Source organism: Bradyrhizobium sp. 33ap4 (assembly GCF_032654765.1).
GTDB lineage: Bacteria > Pseudomonadota > Alphaproteobacteria > Rhizobiales > Xanthobacteraceae > Bradyrhizobium > Bradyrhizobium australafricanum.
This window is the reverse complement of sequence record NZ_JAUMTJ010000011.1, coordinates 26,780-51,303: the sequence shown is the minus strand read 5'-3', so window position 1 is coordinate 51,303 and position 24,524 is coordinate 26,780. Positions and strand designations below refer to the sequence as shown.

Sequence of the window (24,524 nt, the reverse complement as noted above, 5' to 3'; positions counted from 1 at the left end):
CTGCATCAACACCACCCAAGCAGATCCAAACCCGCTATCCTGCGGCCTGCCGATTCTTCCCTCCACGGGTGATGTCATGCTGCGGGTGTCCCGCGACCTTACGATCGATGAGAACGACATTGAGATCGTCTTTGTCCGCGCCTCCGGCCCGGGCGGACAGAATGTCAACAAGGTCTCGACCGCAGCGCAGCTTCGCTTCGACACCAACAAGATTGCATTGCCGGCAGACGCCGCGCAGCGGCTGGCGCGGCTCGCCGGCAGCCGCATGACCAAGGAAGGCGTGATCGTAATCCACGCCTTCCGCTTTCGCACCCAGGAACGCAATCGCGCTGATGCGATCGAGCGGCTGCTCGAGATGTTGAGGGAGGCGATGATGCGGCCGACACCGCGGCGGCCGACCAAGCCGACGCTCGGCTCCAAGCAGCGCCGGCTCGAGGGCAAGAAGCGCCGCAGCGACATCAAGGCGGGGCGCGGCGCCCGCCGTTTCGACGATTAGATCATAATGCGTTTCCACGGAATCGCATCATGATCTCATCTCCTTGTTTGAGCATGATCTTTTCGGAAAACCGGTTTCCACTTTTCCGGATCATGCTCCAGGGAACGCCGGACGCAGCGCGCGCGGCACTGCATCCGGGATCCGGTCAGCGTAACCAGAAGCGTTTTCGCGCGAAGCGGATGTCGGTTCGCGCGAAGGAACGCGTCAGAACAAGAAGCCTGAGCCTTGGTTCCGATTGATCAGAACCGCGAAGGCCCTCGTGCTTCAGTACTTCTTGGTTGCGGGCGCCATCTCGGAACCACCCGACTTCGGTGCCGTGCGTCCGCTGCCGACCGTTCCCTTGCTGCCCGACTTGGCGGCGGCGCCGCTCTTCTGCGTCGTCGCGCCAGGTTGCGCCGTCATTTCCTCATCGCCGCTGCCGGACATGCCGCCGCCCTGCTGCATGGTACCTCTGCCCTGCGCACCGCCGCGGGTATCCGGTGCAGTCGTTCCCTGTGCCAGGACGGGGCCGGCCATCGCGGCCGAGATGGCAAGGGCGAGCACGCTGGTTTTTGCAAACGTCATCCATTTCTCCTGGGACTTTAATTGACGATGGAGGAGCGGCGCAGGTGGTGCGCCGTTTGCAGCGCCGACCCTGAACCCCATCGCGCAAGACTGCATTTTCCGCAAACGGCGCACGCGAGATGCAAGCTGCGTCGTGTGGTGATCGTGCAGGGATTTCGCGGTCATTTTGCGAAATTGTCGTCCGCATATGCGGCAACCACCGGTTCCGCGCCAGATCACCGCCCAGCTTTGTTCTGCTGTGAAACAGCCCGCTACTACCAACGGCGGATTTCAGCCTCCTACAGTCACCGCACAGAGGCGGTGATGTAGATGACAAAGCTGCGCGCAAGGTGGTCGTTGGGGCTGGGATTTTGCAGCGCAATGCTTGCAGTGCAAATGACGGCTGCGCAGATGCCCCTGCCCGCCGCCAGGCCGCCCGATGGGGCGACGCTGTTCAAGCAGCAATGCGCGACCTGCCACACCACCAACATGTCGGATGCCGTCCGGCAAGGACCGTCGCTCTATAAGGTCGTCGGCCGCCACGCCGGCAAGGCCGACCGCTTCAAATATTCCGCGGGCTTCAGCAAGGCCGACTTCGTCTGGGACGACGCCAGGCTCGACGCCTGGCTGACCAATCCGCAGGAGGTGATCCCCGGCGCCGTGATGGCCTACCGGCAGGCCAAGCCGGAAACCCGCGCCATGATCATCGCCTATCTGAAGGAGCTGAACTGAATGGCGAAACCCGTGCATTCGATGATCCGCGTGTTCGACGAAGGAAAAGCGCTCGACTTCTACCAGCGCGCGTTTGGCCTGGAGATCGCGGACAACCTGAGATTTCCCGATTTCGCGCTGATCTATCTGCGCCATCCCTCCTCGCCGTTCGAGGTCGAGCTCACGGTCAACTTCGATCGCAAGGAGCCCTACACGCTCGGCGACGGCTACGGCCATCTCGCCGTCATCGTCGATGACGTCGATGCCGAGCACGCGCGCTTCGAGAAGGAGAAACTGTCGCCCGGGCCGCTGCGCGACTTCAAGCACGAGGGCAAGACGCTGGCGCGCTTCTTCTTCGTCTCCGATCCCGACGGCTACAAGATCGAGGTGATCCAGCGCGGCGGGCGCTTCGGCTAGAGCATGCTCAGACAACAAGGCAATTGCACAAATAAAAATTGACGGAGGAACCCATGAGAGAAATCGATCGACGCAGCAAATATGACCGGCGTGTCTTTCTCAAAGGCGCGGCCGTGACCGCACCCGCAGTCGCGATTGCGACCTCGACGGGGCTCGGCATCACCGATGCGTGGGCCGAAGGCGCCACGACGCTGACGCCGGCCACGATGAAGACGTTGCTGAAGATGGCGCGCGACATCTATCCGCACGATTTCCTCGGCGACAGCTACTACATAGCAGCGGTCAAGCCGTATGACGAGAAGTCCGCGAAGGATCCGGCGGTCAAGTCGCTGATCAATGACGGCGTCACGAGGCTCGATCAGGCGGCCAACGACCGCCACAAGATGCCTTATGTCGAGGTCGCCTGGGAAAACGATCGCGTCGCGCTGCTGCAACAGATCGAACCGAGCGCCTTCTTCCAGAAGATCCGCGGCGACCTCATCGTCTCCATCTACAACAACAAGGAGGTGTGGCCGCGGTTCGGCTACGAGGGCTCCTCGGCCGAGCATGGCGGCTACATCAAGCGCGGCTTCGCCGATATCGACTGGCTGCCGAAGGTCTAACGGGTCGGGAGGAAACAATGGCAAAATTCGATCTGAATGACAGCGGCGTTGTGGTGATCGTCGGCTCCGGTGCCGGCGGCGGAACGCTCGGCAATGAACTGGCGCAGAAGGGCGTCAAGGTCGTGATCCTCGAGGCCGGCCCGCGCATCGAGAACCAGGACTTCATCAACGATGAATGGGACAGTTTTACCCAGCTCGCCTGGTCCGACGCGCGCTCGACCTCGGGCAGCTGGCGCGTCCACCAGGACTTTCCGGGCCTGCCGGCCTGGATCGTGAAGGCGGTCGGCGGCTCGACCACGCACTGGGCGGGCGCCTCGCTGCGCTTCGACGAGCACGAGTTCAAGATCAAGTCGGCCTATGGCACCATTCCCGGCGCCAACCTGATCGACTGGCCGATCACGCTCGCCGAGATGGAGCCGTGGTACGCCAAGGCCGAGGACAAGATGGGCGTCACCCGCACCAACGGCATCCCAGGGCTGCCCGGCAACAATAACTTCAAGGTGATGGAAGCCGGCGCCAGGAAGCTCGGCTACAAGGAGGTGCACACCGGGCGGATGGCGATCAACAGCGAGCCGCGCGACGGCCGCGGTTCCTGCCAGCAGATCGGCTTCTGCTTCCAGGGCTGCAAGTCGGGCGCCAAATGGTCGACGCTCTACACCGAGATCCCGAAGGGCGAAGCCACCGGCAATCTCGAAGTGCGCCCCGGCAGCATGGTGATCAAGATCGAGCACGACCAGTCCGGCAAGGTCACCGGCGTGGTCTACGCCGATGCGACGGGCGCGATGCAGCGCCAGAAGGCCCGCGTCGTCGCGGTCGCCGGCAACTCGATCGAGAGCCCGCGGCTCTTGCTCAACAGCGCGTCCAGCATGTTCCCGGACGGGCTCGCCAATTCATCCGGCCAGGTCGGCCGCAACTACATGCGGCACATGACCGGCAGCGTGTATGCGGGCTTCGAGAAATCGGTGCACATGTATCGCGGCACCACGATGGCCGGCATCATCCGCGACGAGGCCAAGAACGATCCGAAGCGCGGCTTCGTCGGCGGCTACGAGATGGAGACGCTGTCGCTCGGCCTGCCCTTCATGGCTGCGTTCCTCAATCCCGGCGCCTGGGGACGCAGCTTCACCAGCGCGATCGAGGGCTATCCGCGGATGGCCGGCATGTGGCTGGTCGGCGAGGACATGCCGCAGGAGACCAACCGCATCACGCTGGATCCGAAGATCAAGGACAAGTTCGGCATGCCGGTCGCCAGCGTACATTTCGACGATCATCCGAACGACGTCGCGATGCGCGACCATGCCTACAAGCAGGGCTCCGCGGTCTATGAGGCGGTCGGTGCCACCGTCACCTATCCGACGCCGCCCTATCCCTCGACCCACAACATGGGCACCAACCGGATGAGCGAGAAGCCGCGCGACGGCGTGGTCAACAACTTCGGCCAGACCCACGACATCAAGAACCTGTTCGTTTCCGACGGCAGCCAGTTCACGTCAGGCGCAGCGTGCAACCCGACGCTGACGATCGTGTCGCTGGCGATCCGCCAGGCCGACCACATCGCCGGCGCGATGCAGCGCAAGGAGATCTAGACTAGACGACCATTCGAACCGAGTCGCGGATTCCGCCTCACCTCGCCCCGCGTGCGGACGCGTGCGGGGAGAGGTCGGAGCGCATCGTTAGATGCGTTCCGGGTGAGGGGGAGTCCCCGCAAACGCAGCTGTCACCGGATACGCGGAGACGGCCCCTCACCCCAACCCTCTCCCCGTAAGAACCGGGCGAGGGAGCGCAGCGCCGTCGTGGTCGCCACTGCGCTTTAGCAAGAAAATACAATTCCCCTTTCACTGAAGCGGCCTTGCCCAACTGGACAGGGCCGCTTTCTTCTTTGCGTGATGGACCGGTGCGAAATCTATTCCGCGGCATCCATGATCGCCGTCGTCTCGCGATAATCCGGCACGACCGCCGGCGCATTCGCCTTGGCGCGGTAGATCAGGCAGGAGCAGCGCAGCAGCGACGCGAAATTGTTCACCTCGCCGTGATGATCGAGCACCTCGTTGTGCAGGGTGGTGAGGAACTTGGCCAGCGTCATGCCTTCCTTGGCCGCGATCTCCTCCAGCGTGTCCCAGAACGACATTTCCAGCCGGATCGAGGTGCAATGGCCGTCGATCCGCAACGATCGGGTCTGCGATTCATAGTCGCGTTGCGGCTGATGCGCGAAAAGATGGCACATGGCGTTCCTCCGGCGAGAACTTATAATTTTTCTAAACGATATACCTGTGCGCGCGGCCCCACAATCGGGACGTAGGGCGTAACGCGCCGGTCGCCGAAGCCAAGCGTCTTCAAGGCGATAGGCCGGACTGATCCCCAACCTGCTTGCGGCCGCCAGATCGGTCCCATGCATTTGCCGGCGCGGCGACTTATAGTAACGGCCAGCCTCGAATCGCTCCTCCGACCGTCCAATCCATGCCCGTCCGCCAGCTTCCCGAACAGCTCGTCAACCGCATCGCCGCCGGCGAAGTGGTCGAACGCCCCGCGAGCGTGGTCAAGGAACTGGTCGAGAACGCGATCGACGCCGGCGCCAGCCGGATCGACGTTTTCACCGATGGCGGCGGGCGGCGCCGGATCGGCATCACCGACGATGGCGGCGGCATGACCCGCGCCGACCTCGCGCTTGCGGTCGACCGTCACGCCACGTCCAAGCTCGACGACGAAGACCTGTTGTGCATCCGCACGCTCGGCTTCCGCGGCGAGGCGCTGCCCTCGATCGGGGCGGTCGCAAAGCTCGGCATCACGACGCGTCATGCCAGCGAGCCGCATGCCTGGTCGCTGTCGGTCGAAGGCGGCGAGAAGTCGGAGGTCATGCCGGCCGCGCTCGGCCAGGGCACCCGCGTCGAGGTCAACGAACTCTTCTACGCAACGCCGGCGCGGCTGAAATTCCTCAAGACCGACCGCACCGAGGCGGAGGCGATCCGCGAGGTGGTGCGCCGCCTCGGCATGGCACGCCCGGACATCGCCTTCACGCTGGCCGGCGAAGAGCGCGCGCCGGTCACCTGGGCCGCAGCGCTGCCCGGCGCGGCCGGCCGGCTGACCCGGCTCGGCGACATCCTGGGTGCGGATTTTCGTGCCAGTGCGATCGAGGTGCGCGCCGGGCGCGAGGGCGTCGTGGTCGAAGGCTTTGCCGCCGCGCCGTCGCTGACCCGTGCCAATGCGCTCGGGCAATATCTGTTCGTCAACGGCCGCCCGGTGCGCGACAAGCTGATCCTCGGCGCCGTGCGCGCGGCCTATTCCGACTACCTGCCGCGCGACCGCCATCCCGTCGTGGCGCTGTTCGTGACCTGCGACCCGCAAGAGGTCGACGCCAATGTGCATCCGGCCAAGACCGAGGTGCGCTTCCGCAACGCCGGCCTGGTCCGCGCGCTCATCGTGCACGCCCTGAAGGAAGGCCTCGCGCGCGAAGGCAGGCGCACCGCGGCCAATACCGCCGACGGCGCCGCGCTCTCGGCCTTCCGCCCCGCCTTCACGCCGCCGCGCCCGAGCAATTGGGACTGGCGCGGCTCGCCGTCCTATCCGGCTGGTCCGCTGCGCGCGTTCGACGGTGCGGCGGCGCCCGCCTTCGCCGAGCCCGGACAGGCCGCCTTCGACGTCGGCGCGCCGACCGCCGATGTGCGCTTCGAAGCCGCGCCCGCGCCAGACCTGCTCGACCGGCCGCTCGGCGCCGCGCGCACCCAGATCCACGAGACCTACATCGTCTCGCAGACCCGCGACGGCCTCATCGTGGTCGACCAGCACGCGGCGCATGAGCGCATAGTCTATGAGAAGCTGAAGGCCTCGCTGGCGAAGAACGGCGTGCAGCGGCAGATCCTCTTGATCCCCGAGATCGTCGAGCTCGATGAGGCGACCGTCGAGAAGCTGCTCGACCGCGCCGAGGAGCTGGCGTCGTTCGGGCTCGCGATCGAATCCTTCGGCCCCGGCGCGGTCGCGGTGCGCGAAACGCCCTCGCTGCTCGGCAAGGCCAATGCGGCCGGTCTCTTGCGCGACCTTGCCGAGCACATGGCCGAGTGGGACGAGGCGCTGCCGCTGGAGCGCCGGCTGATGCACGTCGCCGCCACGATGGCCTGCCACGGCTCGGTCCGCGCCGGCCGCCGCCTCAAGCCGGAAGAGATGAACGCACTGCTCCGCGAGATGGAAGACACGCCGAACTCCGGCCAGTGCAACCACGGCCGCCCGACCTATGTCGAATTGAAGCTGAGCGATATCGAGAAGCTGTTCGGGCGAAGATAAGACCGCATACTCCGGTGTCATCGCCCGGCTTGACAGGGCGATCCAGTACGCCGCGGCGATCGTGATCAATCGAGAAGCCGCGGCGCACTGGATCACCCGCATGCGCGGGTGATGACAGCACAACAAGCGGCAACATTACGCCTTGCGAAGAAACACGAACTCCGTGTCGTCATACGCGCGCCGCTCGAGCTCCTCGAAGCCCTCGGGTGCCGCGAACGCCGCGGCCTTTGCCTCTTCCACCACGAGCAGCGCGCCCGGCGTCAGCCAGCCGCCGTCGCGCAGCGAGGCGAGCGCCTTGTCGGCGAGCCCCTTGTCATAGGGCGGATCGAGAAACACCAGCGAGAACGGCTCGACCGGATGTGCGGGTCCAAGATCGGTGGCATCGCGGCGATAGACCTTGGTCGTGCCGCCGAGGCCGAGCGACTCGACATTGTTGCGCAGCAGCGCGCGCGCCTCGGCGCCATTGTCGACGAACAGCGTGAACCTGGCGCCGCGCGAGGCGGCCTCGATGCCGAGCGCGCCGGTGCCGGCAAACAGATCGAGCACGCGCGCGTCCTCAATCGGATTGTCGTAGGCGTGGATCAGAATGTTGAACACGGACTCGCGCAGGCGGTCCGCGGTCGGACGAATCTCGCGGCCCGCAGGCGAAGCGAGATTGCGGCCCTTCAGCCTGCCCCCGACGACGCGCATTGACCGTTACTCGTCCCGCGGCTTGAGATCGCGCTTGCCGTGATAGCCGCGCTTGGGACGACGCGGCGGGCCGTAGCCGTTGGCCTCGTCTTCATTGCGGGCACGCGCTTCCTCGCTGCCGGTGCGCTGCACCAGCACGCGGCGGCCCTTGCGATCGTTGATGGTTTCGCGCTTGCTGGGCTTCGGCTTCCTGGCCGGCGCAGCGTCGCCGTCGGCTGCGTCACGCTGCTCCGGCCGCGTGAAGTCGGCGCCCGCGATCTTGGCGATCTTCTCGCCGAGCTGCTCGCGCAGCACCCGCGTCTTGACCTCCTCGACCTTGCCCTCCTCGAGTTCGCCGAGCTGGAACGGGCCGTAGGAGATCCGGATCAGACGGTTCACCTCGAGCCCGAGATGCGCCATCACGTTGCGCACCTCGCGGTTCTTGCCTTCGCGGATCGCGAACACCACCCACACATTGGCGCTCTGGTCGCGCTCCAGCGTCGCGTCGATCGGTCCGTATTTGACGCCGTCGACCTCGACGCCACCCTTGAGCTGGTCGAGCTGGCCCTGCGTCACCTCGCCATGCGCACGCACGCGGTAGCGGCGCAGCCATCCGGTGTCGGGATGCTCCAGCGTCCGCGCCAGGCCGCCGTCATTGGTCAGCAGCAACAGGCCCTCGGTGTTGAAATCGAGCCGGCCGATCGAGATCAACCGCGGCAGCCCCTCGGGCAGATTGTCGAACACGGTCGGCCGCCCCTCGGGATCGGCATGCGTCGTCATCAGCCCGCGCGGCTTGTGATACATGAACAGCCGCGTCCGCTCGCGCGGCGGCAACGGCTTGCCGTCGACCGCCACGACATCGTTGTCGGTGATATCGAGCGCCGGCGAGTTGATCACGCGTCCGTTGACGGTAACGCGCCCTTGCGTGACGATCTCCTCGGCATCGCGGCGCGAGGCAAGACCGGCGCGCGCCAATACCTTGGCGATGCGTTCACCTGTCTTCTTCGGCTTCGGCTCGGGACGCTCGCGCCGGTCGTCATAGGCGCGCTCGCGATAGGCACCGCGGCCGCCGAAGGCCGGGCGCTTCGCAAAGATCCTGCTGTCGTCCTCATTGTCGCGGCGCGGCCGGTCGGAGAAGTGGCCCTCGCTGCGCGGGTGCTCCTGCCAGTCGGTGCGGCCTTCGGGCCGCTCACGCCGGCGATTGTCGCGGCCACCATCTTCATCATGACGATCCCAGCGCGGCCGGCCGAACTTCGGACGATCACCCTGCTCGCGGTCGTCGCGTGACTTCGAGAACCGCGGACGTTCGCCGCCACCGCGATCGTCGCGCGACCGCGAAAAGCGCGGGCGCTCGTCGCCGCCGCGGTCATCGCGCGGTTTGCGATCCCGCTTTTGCCAGGGCTTCTCGTCGCCGCGGTCGCGGCCTTCGAAGTCGCGGTCGCGCTTGAAGCGCGGCCGATCGCCGAAATCGCGGCGCGGTGCGTCGCCGTCCTCGCGGCGGCGGAACGGGCGGCCCTCGCCCTTGTCGCGGAATGAACCCTTGTCGCGGTCGCCGCGCGAAAACTTCCTGTCGTCGAATTTGCGCTCGGCGCGCTCGCCGCGCGGCGCAAAGCTCCGCTTCTCGCCGTCGCGGTCGCCACGCGGCGCGTAGGGGCGCTTCTCGCGATCGCCATAGGACCGCTTTTCGCCGAACTTGCGGTCGGACGACCGGCCCTCCGAGCGCGCGCCACCGCGCTGCGGACGATCGCCCGCATCAAAGTCGCGGCGCTCGCCGCGCGGCTTGAACGGGCGCTTTCCGCCCCCCTCGCCGCCTCGGTCGTCGCGCTTGAAGCGCGGCCGGTCGCCGTAATCGCGGCGCGGCGCATCGCCGTCCTCACGGCGGCGGAACGAGCGGCCCTCGCCCTTGTCGCCGAACGAGCGCTTGTCGCGATCACCACCTTTGCCGCCGAAGCTGCGCTTGCCGAACGGCTTGTCCGATCCGCGGGAACCACTGGGCCGCCCCTTCCCGGGCGCCCCCCGGTCCCGCCGGCCGCGCGGGGAATCGTTGTTTTTGTCGCTGTCGCGGGGCATGAATGTTCTCGCCTGGAGGTTCAATTGGGGCGCAGGGCAACCGGCGATACGCGCGCCATCTGGGCGCGACTGGCGCAAAACCGGCATCCACTTCTGCTGAAGGCGACGCTACTAGCAGGTTTCTTCCGATGATACGAGGCATGTCTGCCCCTTCTTTCATGGATTTGGCGCTAAAAACCGCCGAAAGTGCCGGAAAAGCTGGCGAGGTTCCGATCGGATGCGTGATCGTGCGGGGCTACGAGGTGATCGCCACCGCCGGCAACCGCACCCTGACCGACCACGATCCGACGGCCCATGCGGAAATCCTTGCGATCCGGCAGGCCGCCGAGGCCATCGGCACCGAGCGGCTGGTCGATTGCGACCTCTACGTGACGCTGGAGCCCTGCACGATGTGCGCCGGCGCAATCTCCTTTGCCCGCATCCGCCGGCTCTATTACGGCGCCGCCGACCCCAAGGGCGGTGCGGTCGAGTCAGGCGTCCGGTTCTTCGCGCAGCCGACCTGCCACCATGTGCCGGAGGTCTATGGCGCGGTCGGCGAGACCGAGTCCGCGCGCCTGCTGCGCGAGTTCTTCAGGGAGCGACGGTAAGTGCACGAAAGACAGACCCGTCATCCCGAGGTGCGAGCGCAGCGAGCCAAGAGGCGAGCACCCCGGGAGGACGGGACTGAAGGCGGGACAACATGTCCGTCGTCGTCCCTGCTTTCGTGTTTGGTCCCTGCTGATTGGTTGGATGGAATCGGTGTAGAACGAGGCGTGGCTTTTATCATGGAGCGCTTCGCGTCATGGAACTGAGCCTGCATGCGAACGCCACGACGACACCGAATGTTTGGTGCCGCTCCTCCGCCATACATTCAGATTCTCTGAGGTGCGCGCATCGCGCGCGTCTCAGGATGACGGTGCCGCGGTTGCATTACCCCGCCAGGAAAAACTCCCGCAGCAGCTTCGCCGTCGCCTCCGGATTCTCCTCGGGCAGGAAGTGCCCCGACGCCACCGGCGCACCGCTGACATTGGTGGCCCAGGTCTTCCAGGTGTCGAGCGGTGTCGTTGCCGCGCTGGCAACGCCGGCATCGCCCCACAGCGCCAGCATCGGGATCGTGATCTTCTTGCCGGCATCGACATCGGCCTTGTCGATCTCGTAATCAGCATAGGCGCCGGCGCGATAGTCCTCGCACATCGCATGGATGCGCGCGGGATCGCGGAATGGCGCGAGGTAGTGCTCGAGCGCGCGCGGATCGATCGCCTCCAGCGTCTTGCTCCTGGTCTGGCTCGCCATCTTCTCCTTGAGGAAGAATTCGCCATTGTTGGAGATCAGCGTCTCCGGCAGCGGATAGGACTGCGCCAGGAACGCCCAGTGGTAGATCTTCAGCGCCGAGAGGCGATTGAGCTTCTGCCAGTAATCATAGGTCGGCGCGATATCGAGCACCGCAAGCTTCGACAGCCGGCCGGGATGATCGAGCGCGAGCCGGTACGACACCCGGCCGCCGCGGTCGTGGCCGGCGAGCGCGAAATGCACGTGCCCGAGTTGCTCCATCACCTCGACCATGGTCTTCGCCCAGGCCCGCTTGGTGTAGGGCGTATGGTCCTTGTCGCTGTCGGGCATGTCGGACCAGCCGTAGCCCGGCAGGTCGGCGATGATCAGCGTGAACCTGTCGTCGAGTTTCGGCGCCACCGTGTGCCACATCACATGCGTCGAGGAGAAGCCGTGCAGCAGCAGCAATGGCGGGCCCTTGCCGCCGACGCGGGCGAAGATGCGGCCCTGCGAGGTGTTGATCCATTCGGACGCATAGCCGGGAAAAAGATCAGCGAGATCAGGCATCGGTAGCTCCTTCCCTGGGGCGGCCGCGCTGCTTCAAACTTTGTTCGGCGTTGCCGCTGACTTTGACGAGGTTTATGCCATCCTCAAGTCCTGCCAACAACAACATGAAACGAGGAAGTGCCATGTCGATCGACTTCGAAATTCCCGCCGAAGCCAAGGCGATCCGCGAGAAGGTTCGCAAATTCGTCCACGACGAATGCATTCCGGCGGAAAAGGAACTCGACACCAAGCCGCTTGCCGAGGTGCTGGGACCGCTGCGGAAGAAGGCCCGCGCGCAGGGCCTGTGGTGCCCGTTCGTGCCGAAGGAATATGGCGGTATGGGCCTCGGCCCGCTCGCCAACGCCCTGGTGCAGATGGAGCTCGGCGAAAGCATGCTCGGCGCGCTCTCGATGAACACGCAGGGACCGGACGACGCCTCGATGATGACGATCCTGGCGCACGGCACCGAGTACCAGAAGGAAAAATTCCTCAAGCCCCTGTTGAACGGCGAAAAGCGCATCTGCTTCTCGATGACGGAAAAGGCCGCCGGCGCCGATGCCACCGGCATGCAGACCACGGCGGTGAAGGACGGCAACGAGAACTACATCCTCAACGGCGAGAAATGGTTCTCCTCGTCGGCGAGCGTCGCCGACCTCGCGCTGGTCATGGCGAAGACCGATCCCAACGCGCCGCGCCACAAGCAATATTCGACCTTCATCGTCGAGCTGCCCAACCCCGGCTACCGCATCAAGCGCAACGTCGCCAACATGGCAATCGAGGGTCCGCATGACGACGTGATCCACGGCGGCCACTCCGAGATCGAGATCAAGGATCTGAAGGTGCCCGCCGACAATCTGCTCGGCGGCGAAGGCAACGGCTTCAACATGGGCCAGCACCGCCTCGCCTACGGCCGGCTGCGCCACGGCATGCACAACGTCGCCAAGGCGCAGCGCGCGCTCGACATGGCGGCCGCCCATGTCACCAAACGCTCGACCTTCGGCCAGTTGCTGGCCGACCGCCAGGCGGTGCAGTTCATGCTCGCCGACTGCGCGAGCGAGCTCTATATCGGCCGGCTGATGCTGCTGCACATCGCCTACAAGGCCGAGAAGGGCCTCGACATCCGCCAGGAGAACTCGATCGCCAAGATCTTCCACGCCCACATGGTGCACAAGGTGATCGACACCGCGATCCAGCTGCACGGCGCGCTCGGCTTCAGCCAGGATACCCCGCTGGCGAAATGGTACACCCAGGTGCGCTCGCAGCGGCTGGTCGACGGCCCCGACGAGGTGCACAAGTGGAAGATCGGCAAGAACGTCATCAAGGCGTTCCGCGAGCACGGCACCACGGCGTCAGCGGCGGGCGGGGATCTGCTTTAGCCCACTTCGTCATTCCGGGGCGGCGCAACGCGCCGAACCCGGAATCTCGAGATGAGGTGAGAAGGTGTCCACAACATCGAGATTCCGGATCGACGCGCGATGCGCGTCGTCCGGAATGACGGCGTGGGGCCGAACCTAGCCGCTCGCCGCAAACAGCTCCCATGTCCCGGGCAGTCCCTTCAACTCGAACGCGCCGCGCTCGGCGAATTTCAACCCGGCGCCCGCGACCAGATCGGTCACCACACGTGACACCAGCACCTCGTTCGAGCCGCACTGCGACATCACGCGCGCCGCGGCGTGGACCGCTATGCCGCCGATATCCGCCCCCCTCACCTCGATCTCGCCGGTGTGCAGGCCCGCTCGCACCGGCAGGCCGATCTGCCGCGCGGCCGAGCCGAACGCCAGCGCACAGCGTACGGCGCGGCCCGGACCGTCGAAGGTCGCCAGAATGCCGTCGCCGGTGCTCTTCACCAGATGGCCGCGATGGCGGCCGACCACCTGCTGCGCGAGTTGATCGTGATCGTCGAGCAGACGTCGCCAACGATGATCACCCATCGCGGCGGCGCTGCGGGTCGAATCGACGATATCGGTGAACAGCACGGTCGCAAGCACACGGTCGAGCTCGGCATCACCACCATCGCGATGGCCGGTGACGAATTCCTCAATATCGCCGAGCATCGCCTCGGTCTCGCCGACCCAATAGTAGTGATCGCAGCCGGGATATTCGACGTATTTCGCGGCGGGGATCGAGCGCGCGACGGCACGGCCGAGTGCCACGGGAACGCGGGCATCGCCGGTCCGATGCAGGACAAGCGTCGGAGTCTGGAGCATCGGCAGGATCGTCGTGACGTCGATCGCGCGATTGAGGATGAGCAGCGTCCGCAACGCTCCCGGACTGCTCGACAGCCGCTCGAATTTCGCGATCTGCGCGATCACTTCTGCATTCGTTGCCTGGCTCGGCGCGACAGTTTTGACCGTGTCGCCAGAACCCCAGCTCTGCACGATCTCGTCGCAGCGCAGCTGCCACACATCGTCCGCCAGGCGATCCTTCGAGCGGGCAAAGCTGCCGAGCAGAACGAGATGCGAAACGCGGTCCGGATAGGTCGCTGCAAACAGCACACTCATCGGGCATCCCTCGGAGAAGCCGAACAACACCGCCTTCGCGGAGCCGATAGCATCCATGATGGCCCGGACGTCGTCCATGCGCTGCTCGAGGGAGGGCGCGCCGGTCATCCGATCCGACAATCCCTGTCCGCGTTTGTCGAAGGTCACGACCCGGGCGAAGCGCGACAGGCGGCGCAGCACGGCGGTGTAGCCGGGCATCTCGTGCATGAACTCGATGTGCGAGAACAGGCCGGGGACAAGGATGATGTCGACAGGACCATCGCCCATCACCTGATAGGCGATGCTCGCGTCGGCGCTTTGCGCGTAGTGCGTCTCGGGCGGTCTGAAATCGGTCATTCGAAGGCCCCGGGGCGCGCCATTGTCGCCGCTGAGGCCGGATCGATCAACCCTTCTCCGCCTCGACCGCCTGCCAGGCGATGTCGCGGCGGCAGAAGCCGTCCGGCCATTTGATGCGATCGATCGCCTGATAGGCGCGGTCGCGCGCCTCGGTGACCGTCTTGCCCATCGCGCAGACGTTCAGCACCCGGCCGCCATTGGCGATGATTGCGCCATCCTTCGCCACCGTGCCGGCGTGGAAGATCTCGACACCCTCGACCTTGGCGGCGGCGTCGAGGCCATCGATCCGCGTGCCCTTGATGTAGTCGCCGGGATAGCCCTTCGCCGCCATCACCACCGTCAGCGCCGGGTCCGGATACCAGCGCAGATCGAAGTTCTTCAATTGCCCGTCGATCGAGGCGAGCAGCGCCGGCACGATGTCCGACATCATCCGCAGCATCAGCACCTGGCATTCGGGATCGCCGAAGCGGACATTGTATTCGAACAGCTTGGGGCCCTGCGCGGTCAGCATCACGCCGGCGTAGAGCACGCCCTTGAACGGCGTGCCGCGGCTCTTCATCCCCGCCACCGTCGGCAGGATGATCCGCGCCATGATCTGGTCGTGCACTTCAGGCGTCACGAACGGCGTCGGCGAATAGGCGCCCATGCCGCCGGTGTTCGGCCCCTTGTCGTGATCGAACACCCGCTTGTGGTCCTGCGCCGAGGCCAGCGGGATTGCGGTCTCGCCGTCGCACAGCGCGAAGAAGCTGATCTCGCGGCCCGACAAGAACTCCTCGATCACGACCTCGGCGCCGGCCGAGCCGAACGCGCCCTCGAACATCATCGCAATCGCGGCCTCGGCCTCGGGCAGCGTCTGCGCCACCACGACGCCCTTGCCGGCCGCAAGCCCGTCGGCCTTGACCACGATCGGCGCGCCCTGGGCACGGACATAGGCCACCGCGTCCTTCGCATTGTCGAAGCGGCGATAGGCACCGGTCGGAATGTCGAACTCGCTGCACAGGTCCTTGGTGAAGCCCTTGGAGCCCTCGAGCTGGGCGGCCTGCCGGCTCGGTCCGAACGCCTTAATGCCTTCAGCGGCGAGGTCGTCGACGATCCCGGCGGCGAGCGGCGTCTCCGGCCCGACCACCACCAGATCGACCGCATTGCCCCGGCAGAACTCGATCACCGCGGCATGGTCGGTGACATCGAGCGCAACGCATTCGGCTTCGCGCGCGATCCCGGCATTGCCCGGCGCGCACCAGAGTTTCGTGACCAGCGGGGATGCGGCGATCTTCCACGCCAGCGCATGTTCGCGGCCACCGGAACCGAGCAGGAGGATGTTCATCTGTGTCGCCGATCAGAGGGGTTGTAACGCCATTTCGTCCGGTTTAGCACGCTCCCGAACCGCGGCAACACGCGGTTCGATCAGATGTGGATATGTGATTCGACGCCTGAAACGCGGCGTCCGGACCTTGCACACGGGGTCGAAAACCCCGATTCTATAGATCAGATGACCGCTGCTCCGAATCTCGTCAACGCGCCTGAATTCACCGTCTCGGAACTCTCTTCCGCCCTGAAGCGGACAGTGGAGGACCGCTTCGGCCATGTCCGTGTCCGCGGCGAGATTTCGGGCTTTCGCGGCCCGCATTCCTCCGGCCACTGCTATTTCGCGCTGAAGGACGAGAGCGCCAAGATCGAGGCCGTGATCTGGAAGTTCGCCCATGCCCGGATGCGCTTCAAGCCGCAGGAGGGCCTCGAGGTCATCGCCACCGGCAAGCTGACCACCTATCCGAACTCCTCGAAGTACCAGATCGTCATCGATTCGCTGGAGCCCGCCGGCGTCGGCGCGCTGATGGCGCTGATGGAGGAGCGCAAGAAGAAGCTCGCGGCCGAGGGCCTGTTCGACGAGGCCCGCAAGCAGCTTTTGCCCTGGCTGCCCGAGGTGATCGGCGTCGTCACCTCGCCGACCGGCGCCGTGATCCGCGACATCCTGCACCGGCTGGAGGACCGCTTCCCCCGCCGCGTGCTGGTCTGGCCGGTCAAGGTGCAGGGCGACGGCTCGGCGGAACAGGTGGCGGCCGCGATCCGCGGCTTCAACGCGCTGCCGGAGGGCGGCAGGATTCCACGGCCTGATCTGTTGATCGTCGCGCGCGGCGGCGGCTCGCTGGAGGACCTGTGGTCGTTCAACGAGGAGATCGTGGTCCGCGCCGCGGCCGAGAGCCATATCCCGCTGATCTCCGCGGTCGGCCATGAGACCGACATCACGCTGATCGACTTCGTCGCCGACAAGCGCGCGCCGACGCCGACCGCCGCCGCCGAAATGGCGGTGCCGGTGCGCAGCGAGCTGTTCATCGAGGTCGCGGCGCTCGCCCGCCGCACCATGGTGTGCTGGCAGCGTGCCCAGGAGGCGCGCCGCAACGAGCTGCGCGCCGCGGCGCGGGCGCTGCCGGCGGCGCACGAACTGCTGGCGATCCCGCGGCAACGGCTCGATCATCTCGCAGCAGGTTTGCCGCGCGGGCTGAAGGCCAATACGCACGCGCATTTCCGCCGCTTTGCCGCCAGCAGTTCGCGCCTCACCATCGGCGTGCTGCGCGGCCAGATCGCGCATGCGCGGCAGCGGCTCACCGCATCCGGCGAGCGCATCACGCTATCGGCGCGCGCGCTGCTGCATCGCCGCCGCGAGCGCTTCAGCGGACTCGAGATCCGGCTCAAGGCCTCGAAGCTCGCCAACGCCAAGGCCCAGCGCAACGCCATCGCCCGCGACCTCGAGCGCACCCACCGCCTGGCCGAGCGCGCCCGCCGCGCATTGGTGACGACGATGCAGCGGCTCGAGGCGCGCGTCGCCCATAGCGGCCAGCTGTTGTCGGCGCTGTCCTATCGCGGCGTGCTGGCGCGCGGCTTCGCGCTGGTGCGCGACGCGCACGGCCACGCCCTGCACTCCGCCGCGGCGGTCGGCCCGAACGCCGGCCTGTCGATCGAATTCGCCGATGGCCGCGTCGCCGCCACCGCGAACGCCGATCAGCCCCCGGCAACGGTGGCGCCCGAGAGCCAGCCGAAGCCTCAGCCGCGCGAGGCGAAACCGGCAGCGCCGAAGCGCGTCACCAAGCCGGTCGATCAGGGCAGCTTGTTCTAGCCCGGCAACAGCTGTCTTAGCGCGACAGCCACTCGGCGACTTGCTTTTGCGCATCCTTGCGCGCGCCGGTATCGGTGCCGACGTGACCGCGCTCGGCGATCTCGGCATCGGAGGCCGCGACCGCGTGCAGCGGCAGGTTGGGCCGGTCGAAGTCGTGATAGGCCTCGGGATAGACCACGATCCGCGCCAGCGCGCTGCGGCCGCGGGCGCCGTCGACCATCTGGTGGCAGGCCGATGACGATGTCACGTCGTCGCGCGCGCCGATCAGGACCAGCGTCGGCACCCGCGCGCTCCAGCCGAGGCCGAACGAGGCGCGGCAATCCGGATAGAATGCGACCGCCGAGCGAAAGTCCGGCTCGACGTTGCGTGACCACATCTGCGGCCGCACCGCCCACAGCAAAGCGGCGGCGCCGTTGCCCCAGCCGATCAGGCTGATGCGGCCCTTCGCCACCCATTTCTGCTGCACCAGCCACTGCCGCGCCGCGTTGATGTCGGCGACCCGCGCACGGCGGGTCTGGACCTGATGCTCTTTGATGCGGCACTGCGGACCGAGCGCGCGCGAGCCGTAGCTGTCCGGCAACAGCACCGCATGGCCGGTCGTCAGCAATTGCTCGGCCCAGTCGCGATAGCGCGGCAGCACCGGCTCGGAACGGCCGGCGAGACCGCCGCAGCCATGCAGCGCGATGACGACCGGGAACGGGCCGTCGCCATCGGGCCGGTAGAGCTGCGCGTGCAGCGTGACGTTGCCTTCGGGGATCTCGACCTGATGCGGGTCCGGGAGCGGCGCCGCGGCCGCGGCCGGCACGGCAAGCATGGCGAGGCACATGAAAACTGACGTGAGGCGCATCCGATCCGGTCGGCTCGTTATGGCGCTGCAAACACAGCGGACCACACCTACAAGGCTACCATGCGCCTCCGCCGCCAAATCATCACAAGTCGGTGGTTTAACGGGCGGACATGACACCCTATCTGTGATAGACGGTTTCATCGACATCCAGATGGCCTCATTGGAGGCAAGGCGGAGAGCTCAATCGTGCTGAACAAGTTCGGTCCCTCGGGCCATGGCGAAGCGCAGGTGCAATATCTCGACGGCGATTTCCGCGTGATCTCGCCCGGCACCTTTGTGCGTTGTGCCATCACCGACGTCCGGATTCCGCTCGACGAGCTGAAGTACTGGAGCGTCGATCTGCAAGAAGCCTACGCCACCCCGACCGCCGTGCTGCAGCGCCACCATCCTGGCGTCCTCAAGCCGCAGGCCTAGGCTCAAGGCCGGGTTCATTTGGAGCGTCTCCTGTCCCGCGCCGTGAACAGCTGATCGGCCACCAGGCGCCGCAGCGCGTCGCCATCATCGAATTGCAGCATCACCGCGAACGGCACGATCGCCTGTGCCCAGGCCGGCATCCCGTCCGGACCACGCAACCGAGCGAGATCCTTTTCCGTCGTCACCAGCGTCAGTCCCTCGCGACGCGCGTCGGCAACGAGCGCTTCGATCTCCTCCTTCGTGAAGGCGTGATGATCGGCGAAAGCCTTGCTGCGCACGACGTCGACGCCGCTTAAGAGCAATGTGTTGAAGAAGCGCGCGGGATCGCCGATGCCGGCAAAGGCGAGCGCACGTGTTCCGTTCAGCGCCGCCAGCGAAGCCTGGTCCGGCTTCAGATGCGCCGACAGCACCGGCTTGCCGCGGGACGCGAGATCGGCCGCAATCCTTTGCGCCGCGCTCCCCTCGCCGACCACGATCAGCGCGTCGGTCCGTTCCAGCTGCGGCACCAGCGGCGCGCGCAGCGGTCCCGCAGGAATCACACGGCCGTTGCCGACGCCGCGCGTGCCGTCGATCACGATCAGGCAGACATCCTTGAGCACGCTCGGATTCTGGAAGCCGTCATCCATCAGGATCACGCTGGCATCCTGCGCGCGCGCCAGCGCCAGGCCCGCGGCACGGTCGCGCGACACCACGACCGGCAAGCTCGTCGCCATCATCAGCGGCTCGTCGCCGACATCGGCCGCCGTGTGGCTGTGGCGATCGACCTTGACCGGGCCGCCGAGCCTGCCGCCATAGCCGCGGCTGAGCACCACCGGCCGCTCGTCGAGCTCACGCAGCAATCTTGCCAGCGCCAGCACCGTCGGCGTCTTGCCGGCGCCGCCGACATGGTAATTGCCGACGCAGACCACGGGAATGCCGGCATCGACGCCGGATTGCCGCATCCGCCGTGCGGCGACCGCGCCGTAAGGCGCGGCGAGCGGTTGGAGCAGTTGCGATAGGCAAGACGACGGCCGGTGCCAGAAGGCCGGCTCACGCATTGGCGGCTCCCATCTCAAGCCGCAACTGCAACAGATAGGGCTCGAGAGCGGTCACCGTGCGCTCCAGCGCGCCACCGAGCTGTTCGACGACGCGCTCGGAGGCCGCCAGCGAATTGTCGCGGGCTGTGGAATCCGCAAGGAACTGGCCGAGCTGCTTGACCAGCGCTTCCCGATCATCGGCGCGGCGCGCGCCGCCGGCGCGATCGAGCGCCTCATAGACATCGGTGAAGTTGAACACGTGCGGGCCGTGCACGATCGCCGCGCCAAGCTTGATCGCCTCGATCGGATTCTGGCCGCCATGCGCAACCAGCGAGCCGCCCATGAACACGATCGGCGCGAGGCGATAGAACAGGCCGAGCTCGCCCATCGTATCGGCGACGTAGATATCTGTTGTCGCGACCGGCAGATCCTCATGCGAGCGCAGGCCGGGGCGCAGGCCGGCCTCCGTCACCAGCCGCGCCACCGCCTCGCCGCGCGCGGCATGCCGCGGCACGATGACTGTGAGCAGGCCGGGGAAGAATCCCGCGAGCGACTTGTGCGCCTCGATCAGGATCTCTTCCTCGCCGGGATGGGTCGACGCCGCAACCACGATGGCACGGCCGCGGGTCACCGACATCAACCGCTCCAGCTTGGCCGGATCGGCCGGCGGCGCCGCGACGTCGAGCTTGAGGTTGCCGGTGACGACGACGTTGTGGCTGCCGAGCGCGGCAAAGCGTTCGGCGTCGGTGTTCGACTGCGCGAGGCAGATGTCGAACCGGCCGAGCAACGCGCCGATGGTGTTGGAGACCCGGCGCCAGCGCGGGAAAGAGCGCTGCGACATTCGCCCATTGATCAGCACCATCGGCAGCCGCCGCGCGGCGCTCGACAGGATCAGATTCGGCCACAAATCGGATTCGATGAACAGCGCCAGCGACGGATGCCAGTGATCGAGGAAGCGCGTCACATAACGCGGCGAGTCGTACGGCACGTATTGATGGATGACGTCGGGCGGGAAGCGCTTGGCGACGATCGCGGCCGAGGTCACCGTGCCCGAGGTGAGCAGGATGCGCAAATTGAGCGCGCGCAGCCGCTCGATCAGGCCGGCCGCTGCCAGCACCTCGCCGACGCTGGCGCCGTGAATCCATACCAGCGGGCCCTGCGGCCTGGTATCGGCGCTCACGCCGCGCCGCTCGCCGACACGTTCGGGATCTTCCTTGCCGAGCTTGAGCCGCCGCTTGATCAGGGCAGGCGCGAGCGGCACCATCGCGGACGACAGCTTGCGGTACACACGCAACGTCATCGGTAGCGAGCTAGCCAAGCGCTGCCTCCGGCCGCCCGACCGCTGCATAGGCACGTCGGGTCGCTTCGTTGAGAAGTTCCTCCACGTGCTGCCGAAGCTTTTCCATCGTCGCGGCGTCGGCGTCGGGCGGCACATAGACCGGCTCAATACCTACCACTGCGCCGCGCCCGAATGGCAAATTGATGGTGGTCGAATCCCAGTTTTTCAACCGGATGAATCGGCTGGTGACCATCGCAAAGGGGATGATCGGCCGGCCGGTCTCCCGCGCCAGCATGATGGCCCCGAGGCCCGCCACCCGCGCCCGCTTCGGCACGTCGGCGGTGGTGGCCATGTTGCAGCCGTCTTCCAGCGCCCGAACCATCTCCAGGAAGGCGCCGACGCCGCCCTTGCGATGGAACGCGCCGGAATGATCGCCGGAACCTCTGATGGTGCCGATGCCGAGCCGCTCCACCGCGAGGGCGTTGAACTCGCCGTCGCGGTGGCGGGAGATCAGGACCTTGGCGCGGTAGCTCTCCTTGGTCTTGATGAACGGCGTCATGAAGTGCTGGCCGTGCCAGAACACGAAGATCGCCGGCATCAGGGGCTCGACGATCCCGTACACGTCATGCGGCTGGTAGCTGAAGCGGTTGGTGTACCACACCAGCCGCAGATACTCGGCCGCAAGCACACCCAGCGCGCGCTGCACGAAGCCGCTGCGCAGCAGATCGCGAAAAAGTCGTTTCAATGGGAATGCTTTGTGTCCTGCTCAGGATCGAGCAACCGGTGGAGGTGAACGACGAAGTAGCGCATCTGGGCGTTGTCCACGGTCTGCTGCGCCTTCGCCTTCCAGGCCGCATAGGCGGTCGCATAGTTCGGGTAGACGCCGACGATCTCGACTTCGTCCAGATTCTTGAAGGTGTTGTGCTCGAGATCGGTCAACTCGCCGCCGATCACGAGGTGAAGCAGCTGGGGCTGGGCATTGTCTGACATGATGGTGCTTTTCCTAACGAGATGCCCGGCAAACAAATGAAGTCGTGGTCGTCACAGGTCTGGTCGTCACAAGGCTAGTCGTCACAAGGCTGTCGCAACAGGTCTGGTCGTCACAATCGGAAAGCGGCGTGGATCGGCGAGGCCTCACGGCAAAGGACGGCTGCGAAAATGCTCGACAATGCGTGCATGACGTTCGCGTCCTGCTGCCACCAGCACCCCATGCGTCACCTCCCGGCGATTGTACTCAATCGCGTCCCCCGAGAGCGCGGTCATCTTACCACCCGCTTCCTGCACGATCAAATTCGCGGCGGCAAGATCCCAGTCGCGGCTTTGCCCGCCCGCAAAGGCCGCGTCAAGTCGACCTTGTGCTACACGGCACAACCGCAGCGCCAGCGATCCGATGCGCGGATAGAGCGTGATCTCGTCCGGCGTCGGGCTGAGCCGCTGCACCAGCGGCTTCGGTCCCGCCATCCGCGGAAAGTTGAAATCGGTGCCTGCGGTTGCATGCACCGCGCCGTCGTTCAGGGTGGCGCCCTGTCCACGGGCGGCGAAGAAGAATTCCTCGCTGACCGGCGCATACACCGCCGCGAGCACCGGAGATGCATTTTCAACCAGCGCCACACTGACGCACCAGTCCTCGCGGCCGGCGAGATAGGCGCGGGTGCCGTCGATCGGATCGACGATCCAGGTGAAGCGCCTGCCGAGGCGGGTGTCGTTGTCGGCGCTCTCTTCCGACAGCCAGCCATAGCCGGGCGTTGCCGAACGCAGCTGCTGCTCCAACAGGTCGTTGACCGCGATGTCGGCCTCGGAGACCGGCGAGGACGCGCCCTTGATCCAGTTCTTCAATTCGGTGCGGAACAGTGACGATGCGAGCCGGCCCGCTTCCTGCACCGATCTGGTCAGCAAGGCGGCATCGCGCGCCTTGGTCCAGTCGTCCGTATCAGCGTCCGCCAAGCGTCAGGCCCTCGATGCGCAGCGTCGGCGAATTGACGCCGTAGCGGAATTCCAGATCGTTGGCGGCGACCAGCGACTTGAACATCGGCAGCAGATGGCCGGCGATGGTCACTTCGCTGACCGGATAGGTGATCTCGCCGTTCTCGATCCAGAAGCCGGACGCGCCGCGGCTGTAATCGCCGGTCACGCCGTTGACGCCGGAGCCGATCAGGTCGGTGACATAGAAGCCCTGCTTGATGTCGGAGATCAGCTCCTTCGGCGTCACCGCACCCGGCTCGAGATGCAGATTATACGTTCCGGGAGACGGCGAGGACGACACGCCGCGATGCGCATGACCGGTCGTAACAAGCCCGAGCTCTCGCGCGGTCGCCGAATCCAGCACCCAGGTGGTGAGCACGCCCGCATCGATCAGCGCGGTCTTCTTCACCCTGACGCCCTCGGCGTCGAAGGTCTGCGAGCGCAGGCCGCGCACCCGCAACGGATCGTCGATGATGCGGATATCTTTCGAGAACAGTTGCTCGCCGAGCTTGTCCTTCAGGAAGCTGGTCTTGCGCGCGATCGAGGCGCCGTTGATGGCGCCGACGAGATGGCCGACGATCGAGCCGGCGACCCGCGGATCGAACACCACCGGCACCTTGCAGGTCTCGACCTTGCGCGGATTGCCCCGCGCCACCGCGCGCTCGCCGGCCTTGCGGCCAACGGAAGCAGGTGAATCGAGATCGGAGGCATGCGGCGCGCTGGTGAAATCGTAGTCGCGCTCCATGCCGGTGCCCTCACCGGAAATCGCCGTCGTCGAGATGCCGTGGCTGGAGCGCAGATAAGAACCGTGGAAGCCGGTCGACGTCACCAGCACCATGCCGCCGATCCCGGTCGAGACCGACGCGCCGCCGGACTTGGTGACACCCTTGACCGCGAGCGCCGCAGCCTCTGCTTCGATCGCGCGCTGCTCGAGTTCGGCCGTGCTCGGAACCTTGCGATCGAGCAGATCGAGGTCGGGGAAATCGTGGGCGTGGAGCGCCGGATCGGCGAGACCGACATATTTGTCGTCCGGCGCCACGCGCGCCATCGCGACGGCACGCTCGGCAAGCTTGGCGACCCCGTCGCCGCTGACGTCATTGGTCGACACCACCGCCTGGCGGTGGCCGACGAACACCCGCAGGCCGACGTCATCGCCTTCGGAGCGCTCGGTTTCCTCGACGCGGCCGTCGCGCACCTCGACGCCCTGCGAGACGCCGCGCACCGCGATGGCATCGGCCGCATCGGCGCCCGCGCGCTTTGCGGCATCGACCAGGCGCTGTGCAAGGTCGCTCAGGCCCGATTGGTCGAACAGATCGGAGCTATCGCCGTGTCGCGATGCAGATGGTGAAGAGTTCACGAACGAATTCCTGCGGATTGAGGGGGGCCCGGAACGAGGTCGACAGACCCACCAGATGTGCCGGTTTCACAGGGATTTCAAGCACTTTGCGCCGGCAGGCAACAAAGATTTGAGTGATCGGGG

24 protein-coding genes are annotated in these 24,524 nt (G+C 66.2%); 10 read left to right on the top strand and 14 right to left on the bottom strand.

Translation table 11 applies throughout. The features are described from left to right. Nucleotides 1-76 precede the first annotated feature (76 nt). Entirely contained in the window at nt 77-496 is a 420-nt protein-coding gene (gene arfB / locus Q2M23_RS10740) for an alternative ribosome rescue aminoacyl-tRNA hydrolase ArfB (RefSeq protein ID WP_057016633.1), read from the top strand. Between the two features lie 264 nt (nt 497-760). Here the strand turns inward: arfB and Q2M23_RS10735 are convergent, their stop codons facing one another. Then, the gene (locus Q2M23_RS10735) at nt 761-1,060 is read right to left on the bottom strand and encodes a hypothetical protein (protein WP_057016634.1); all 300 of its coding nucleotides are present in this window, start codon (nt 1,058-1,060) and stop codon (nt 761-763) included. A gap of 390 nt (nt 1,061-1,450) precedes the next feature. Here Q2M23_RS10735 and Q2M23_RS10730 point away from each other — a divergent pair, with 390 nt between their 5' ends. The 4 genes from Q2M23_RS10730 to Q2M23_RS10715 are packed head-to-tail and all read left to right on the top strand — an operon-like array spanning nt 1,451 to nt 4,355. Further along, the gene (locus tag Q2M23_RS10730) at nt 1,451-1,771 is read left to right on the top strand and encodes a c-type cytochrome (protein WP_316395578.1); all 321 of its coding nucleotides are present in this window, start codon (nt 1,451-1,453) and stop codon (nt 1,769-1,771) included. Next, nucleotides 1,772-2,167, top strand: a complete 396-nt coding sequence (locus Q2M23_RS10725; protein ID WP_253624900.1) for a VOC family protein — start codon at nt 1,772-1,774, stop codon at nt 2,165-2,167. A gap of 53 nt (nt 2,168-2,220) precedes the next feature. After that, a complete protein-coding gene (locus Q2M23_RS10720) occupies nt 2,221-2,769 on the top strand; it encodes a gluconate 2-dehydrogenase subunit 3 family protein (protein ID WP_316395519.1) in 549 nt (182 codons plus the stop codon). A gap of 17 nt (nt 2,770-2,786) precedes the next feature. Next, the gene (locus tag Q2M23_RS10715; protein WP_316395518.1) at nt 2,787-4,355 is read left to right on the top strand and encodes a GMC family oxidoreductase; all 1,569 of its coding nucleotides are present in this window, start codon (nt 2,787-2,789) and stop codon (nt 4,353-4,355) included. 317 nt (nt 4,356-4,672) lie between these two features. On the opposite strand, the gene Q2M23_RS10710 is transcribed toward Q2M23_RS10715, so the two are convergent. After that, nucleotides 4,673-4,993, bottom strand: a complete 321-nt coding sequence (locus Q2M23_RS10710) for a ribbon-helix-helix domain-containing protein (RefSeq protein WP_057016638.1) — start codon at nt 4,991-4,993, stop codon at nt 4,673-4,675. Nucleotides 4,994-5,226: 233 nt separating this feature from the next. Here Q2M23_RS10710 and mutL point away from each other — a divergent pair, with 233 nt between their 5' ends. Further along, nucleotides 5,227-7,044 carry a DNA mismatch repair endonuclease MutL gene (mutL, locus tag Q2M23_RS10705; protein ID WP_316395516.1) on the top strand — a complete coding sequence of 606 codons (1,818 nt, stop codon included), beginning with the start codon at nt 5,227-5,229 and terminating at the stop codon, nt 7,042-7,044. 135 nt (nt 7,045-7,179) lie between these two features. On the opposite strand, the gene rsmD is transcribed toward mutL, so the two are convergent. Together rsmD and Q2M23_RS10695 are read right to left on the bottom strand one after the other, a co-directional pair. Then, nucleotides 7,180-7,734 carry a 16S rRNA (guanine(966)-N(2))-methyltransferase RsmD gene (gene rsmD / locus Q2M23_RS10700; RefSeq protein ID WP_316395515.1) on the bottom strand — a complete coding sequence of 185 codons (555 nt, stop codon included), beginning with the start codon at nt 7,732-7,734 and terminating at the stop codon, nt 7,180-7,182. Nucleotides 7,735-7,740: 6 nt separating this feature from the next. Next, nucleotides 7,741-9,783 (bottom strand): pseudouridine synthase, encoded by a 2,043-nt coding sequence (locus Q2M23_RS10695; RefSeq protein ID WP_316395514.1) that lies wholly within the window; start codon nt 9,781-9,783, stop codon nt 7,741-7,743. Nucleotides 9,784-9,923: 140 nt separating this feature from the next. Here Q2M23_RS10695 and Q2M23_RS10690 point away from each other — a divergent pair, with 140 nt between their 5' ends. Continuing rightward, on the top strand, nt 9,924-10,370 hold the full coding sequence (locus Q2M23_RS10690) for a nucleoside deaminase (RefSeq protein ID WP_225163883.1): 447 nt from the start codon (nt 9,924-9,926) through the stop codon (nt 10,368-10,370). 322 nt (nt 10,371-10,692) lie between these two features. On the opposite strand, the gene Q2M23_RS10685 is transcribed toward Q2M23_RS10690, so the two are convergent. Further along, nucleotides 10,693-11,598 (bottom strand): alpha/beta hydrolase, encoded by a 906-nt coding sequence (locus Q2M23_RS10685; RefSeq protein WP_316395513.1) that lies wholly within the window; start codon nt 11,596-11,598, stop codon nt 10,693-10,695. 122 nt (nt 11,599-11,720) lie between these two features. Between Q2M23_RS10685 and Q2M23_RS10680 the strand changes: the two genes are divergently transcribed. Next, nucleotides 11,721-12,953, top strand: a complete 1,233-nt coding sequence (locus Q2M23_RS10680; protein WP_038388024.1) for an acyl-CoA dehydrogenase family protein — start codon at nt 11,721-11,723, stop codon at nt 12,951-12,953. A gap of 135 nt (nt 12,954-13,088) precedes the next feature. Here Q2M23_RS10680 and Q2M23_RS10675 read toward each other — a convergent pair whose 3' ends face one another. Then, entirely contained in the window at nt 13,089-14,414 is a 1,326-nt protein-coding gene (locus tag Q2M23_RS10675) for an adenylate/guanylate cyclase domain-containing protein (RefSeq protein ID WP_316395512.1), read from the bottom strand. A gap of 46 nt (nt 14,415-14,460) precedes the next feature. Further along, nucleotides 14,461-15,738, bottom strand: a complete 1,278-nt coding sequence (purD, locus tag Q2M23_RS10670) for a phosphoribosylamine--glycine ligase (protein ID WP_057016645.1) — start codon at nt 15,736-15,738, stop codon at nt 14,461-14,463. Between the two features lie 165 nt (nt 15,739-15,903). Between purD and xseA the strand changes: the two genes are divergently transcribed. Beyond that, complete coding sequence (gene xseA / locus Q2M23_RS10665; protein WP_316395511.1) at nt 15,904-17,526, top strand: exodeoxyribonuclease VII large subunit; 1,623 nt, start codon at nt 15,904-15,906, stop codon at nt 17,524-17,526. A gap of 16 nt (nt 17,527-17,542) precedes the next feature. On the opposite strand, the gene Q2M23_RS10660 is transcribed toward xseA, so the two are convergent. Then, nucleotides 17,543-18,340: a dienelactone hydrolase family protein gene (locus Q2M23_RS10660; RefSeq protein ID WP_410469708.1), complete on the bottom strand. Its 798-nt coding sequence runs from the start codon at nt 18,338-18,340 to the stop codon at nt 17,543-17,545. Between the two features lie 219 nt (nt 18,341-18,559). Between Q2M23_RS10660 and Q2M23_RS10655 the strand changes: the two genes are divergently transcribed. Further along, the gene (locus Q2M23_RS10655; RefSeq protein ID WP_016848019.1) at nt 18,560-18,787 is read left to right on the top strand and encodes a DUF2093 domain-containing protein; all 228 of its coding nucleotides are present in this window, start codon (nt 18,560-18,562) and stop codon (nt 18,785-18,787) included. Nucleotides 18,788-18,801: 14 nt separating this feature from the next. Here the strand turns inward: Q2M23_RS10655 and lpxK are convergent, their stop codons facing one another. The 6 genes from lpxK to Q2M23_RS10625 form a co-directional block, all read right to left on the bottom strand. Next, the gene (gene lpxK / locus Q2M23_RS10650; RefSeq protein ID WP_316395509.1) at nt 18,802-19,824 is read right to left on the bottom strand and encodes a tetraacyldisaccharide 4'-kinase; all 1,023 of its coding nucleotides are present in this window, start codon (nt 19,822-19,824) and stop codon (nt 18,802-18,804) included. After that, nucleotides 19,817-21,151, bottom strand: a complete 1,335-nt coding sequence (locus Q2M23_RS10645) for a 3-deoxy-D-manno-octulosonic acid transferase (protein ID WP_229192932.1) — start codon at nt 21,149-21,151, stop codon at nt 19,817-19,819. Before Q2M23_RS10645 ends, lpxK begins: the two co-directional genes overlap by 8 nt. After that, the gene (locus Q2M23_RS10640) at nt 21,114-21,827 is read right to left on the bottom strand and encodes a lysophospholipid acyltransferase family protein (RefSeq protein WP_050384219.1); all 714 of its coding nucleotides are present in this window, start codon (nt 21,825-21,827) and stop codon (nt 21,114-21,116) included. Before Q2M23_RS10640 ends, Q2M23_RS10645 begins: the two co-directional genes overlap by 38 nt. Continuing rightward, nucleotides 21,824-22,072 carry a DUF4170 domain-containing protein gene (locus Q2M23_RS10635; protein WP_016848023.1) on the bottom strand — a complete coding sequence of 83 codons (249 nt, stop codon included), beginning with the start codon at nt 22,070-22,072 and terminating at the stop codon, nt 21,824-21,826. The genes Q2M23_RS10640 and Q2M23_RS10635 overlap by 4 nt, the downstream gene beginning before the upstream one ends. Before the next feature lie 144 nt (nt 22,073-22,216). After that, entirely contained in the window at nt 22,217-23,026 is an 810-nt protein-coding gene (locus Q2M23_RS10630; RefSeq protein WP_225163891.1) for a 3'(2'),5'-bisphosphate nucleotidase CysQ, read from the bottom strand. Beyond that, on the bottom strand, nt 23,013-24,401 hold the full coding sequence (locus tag Q2M23_RS10625; protein WP_316395508.1) for a TldD/PmbA family protein: 1,389 nt from the start codon (nt 24,399-24,401) through the stop codon (nt 23,013-23,015). Before Q2M23_RS10625 ends, Q2M23_RS10630 begins: the two co-directional genes overlap by 14 nt. Nucleotides 24,402-24,524 lie beyond the last annotated feature (123 nt).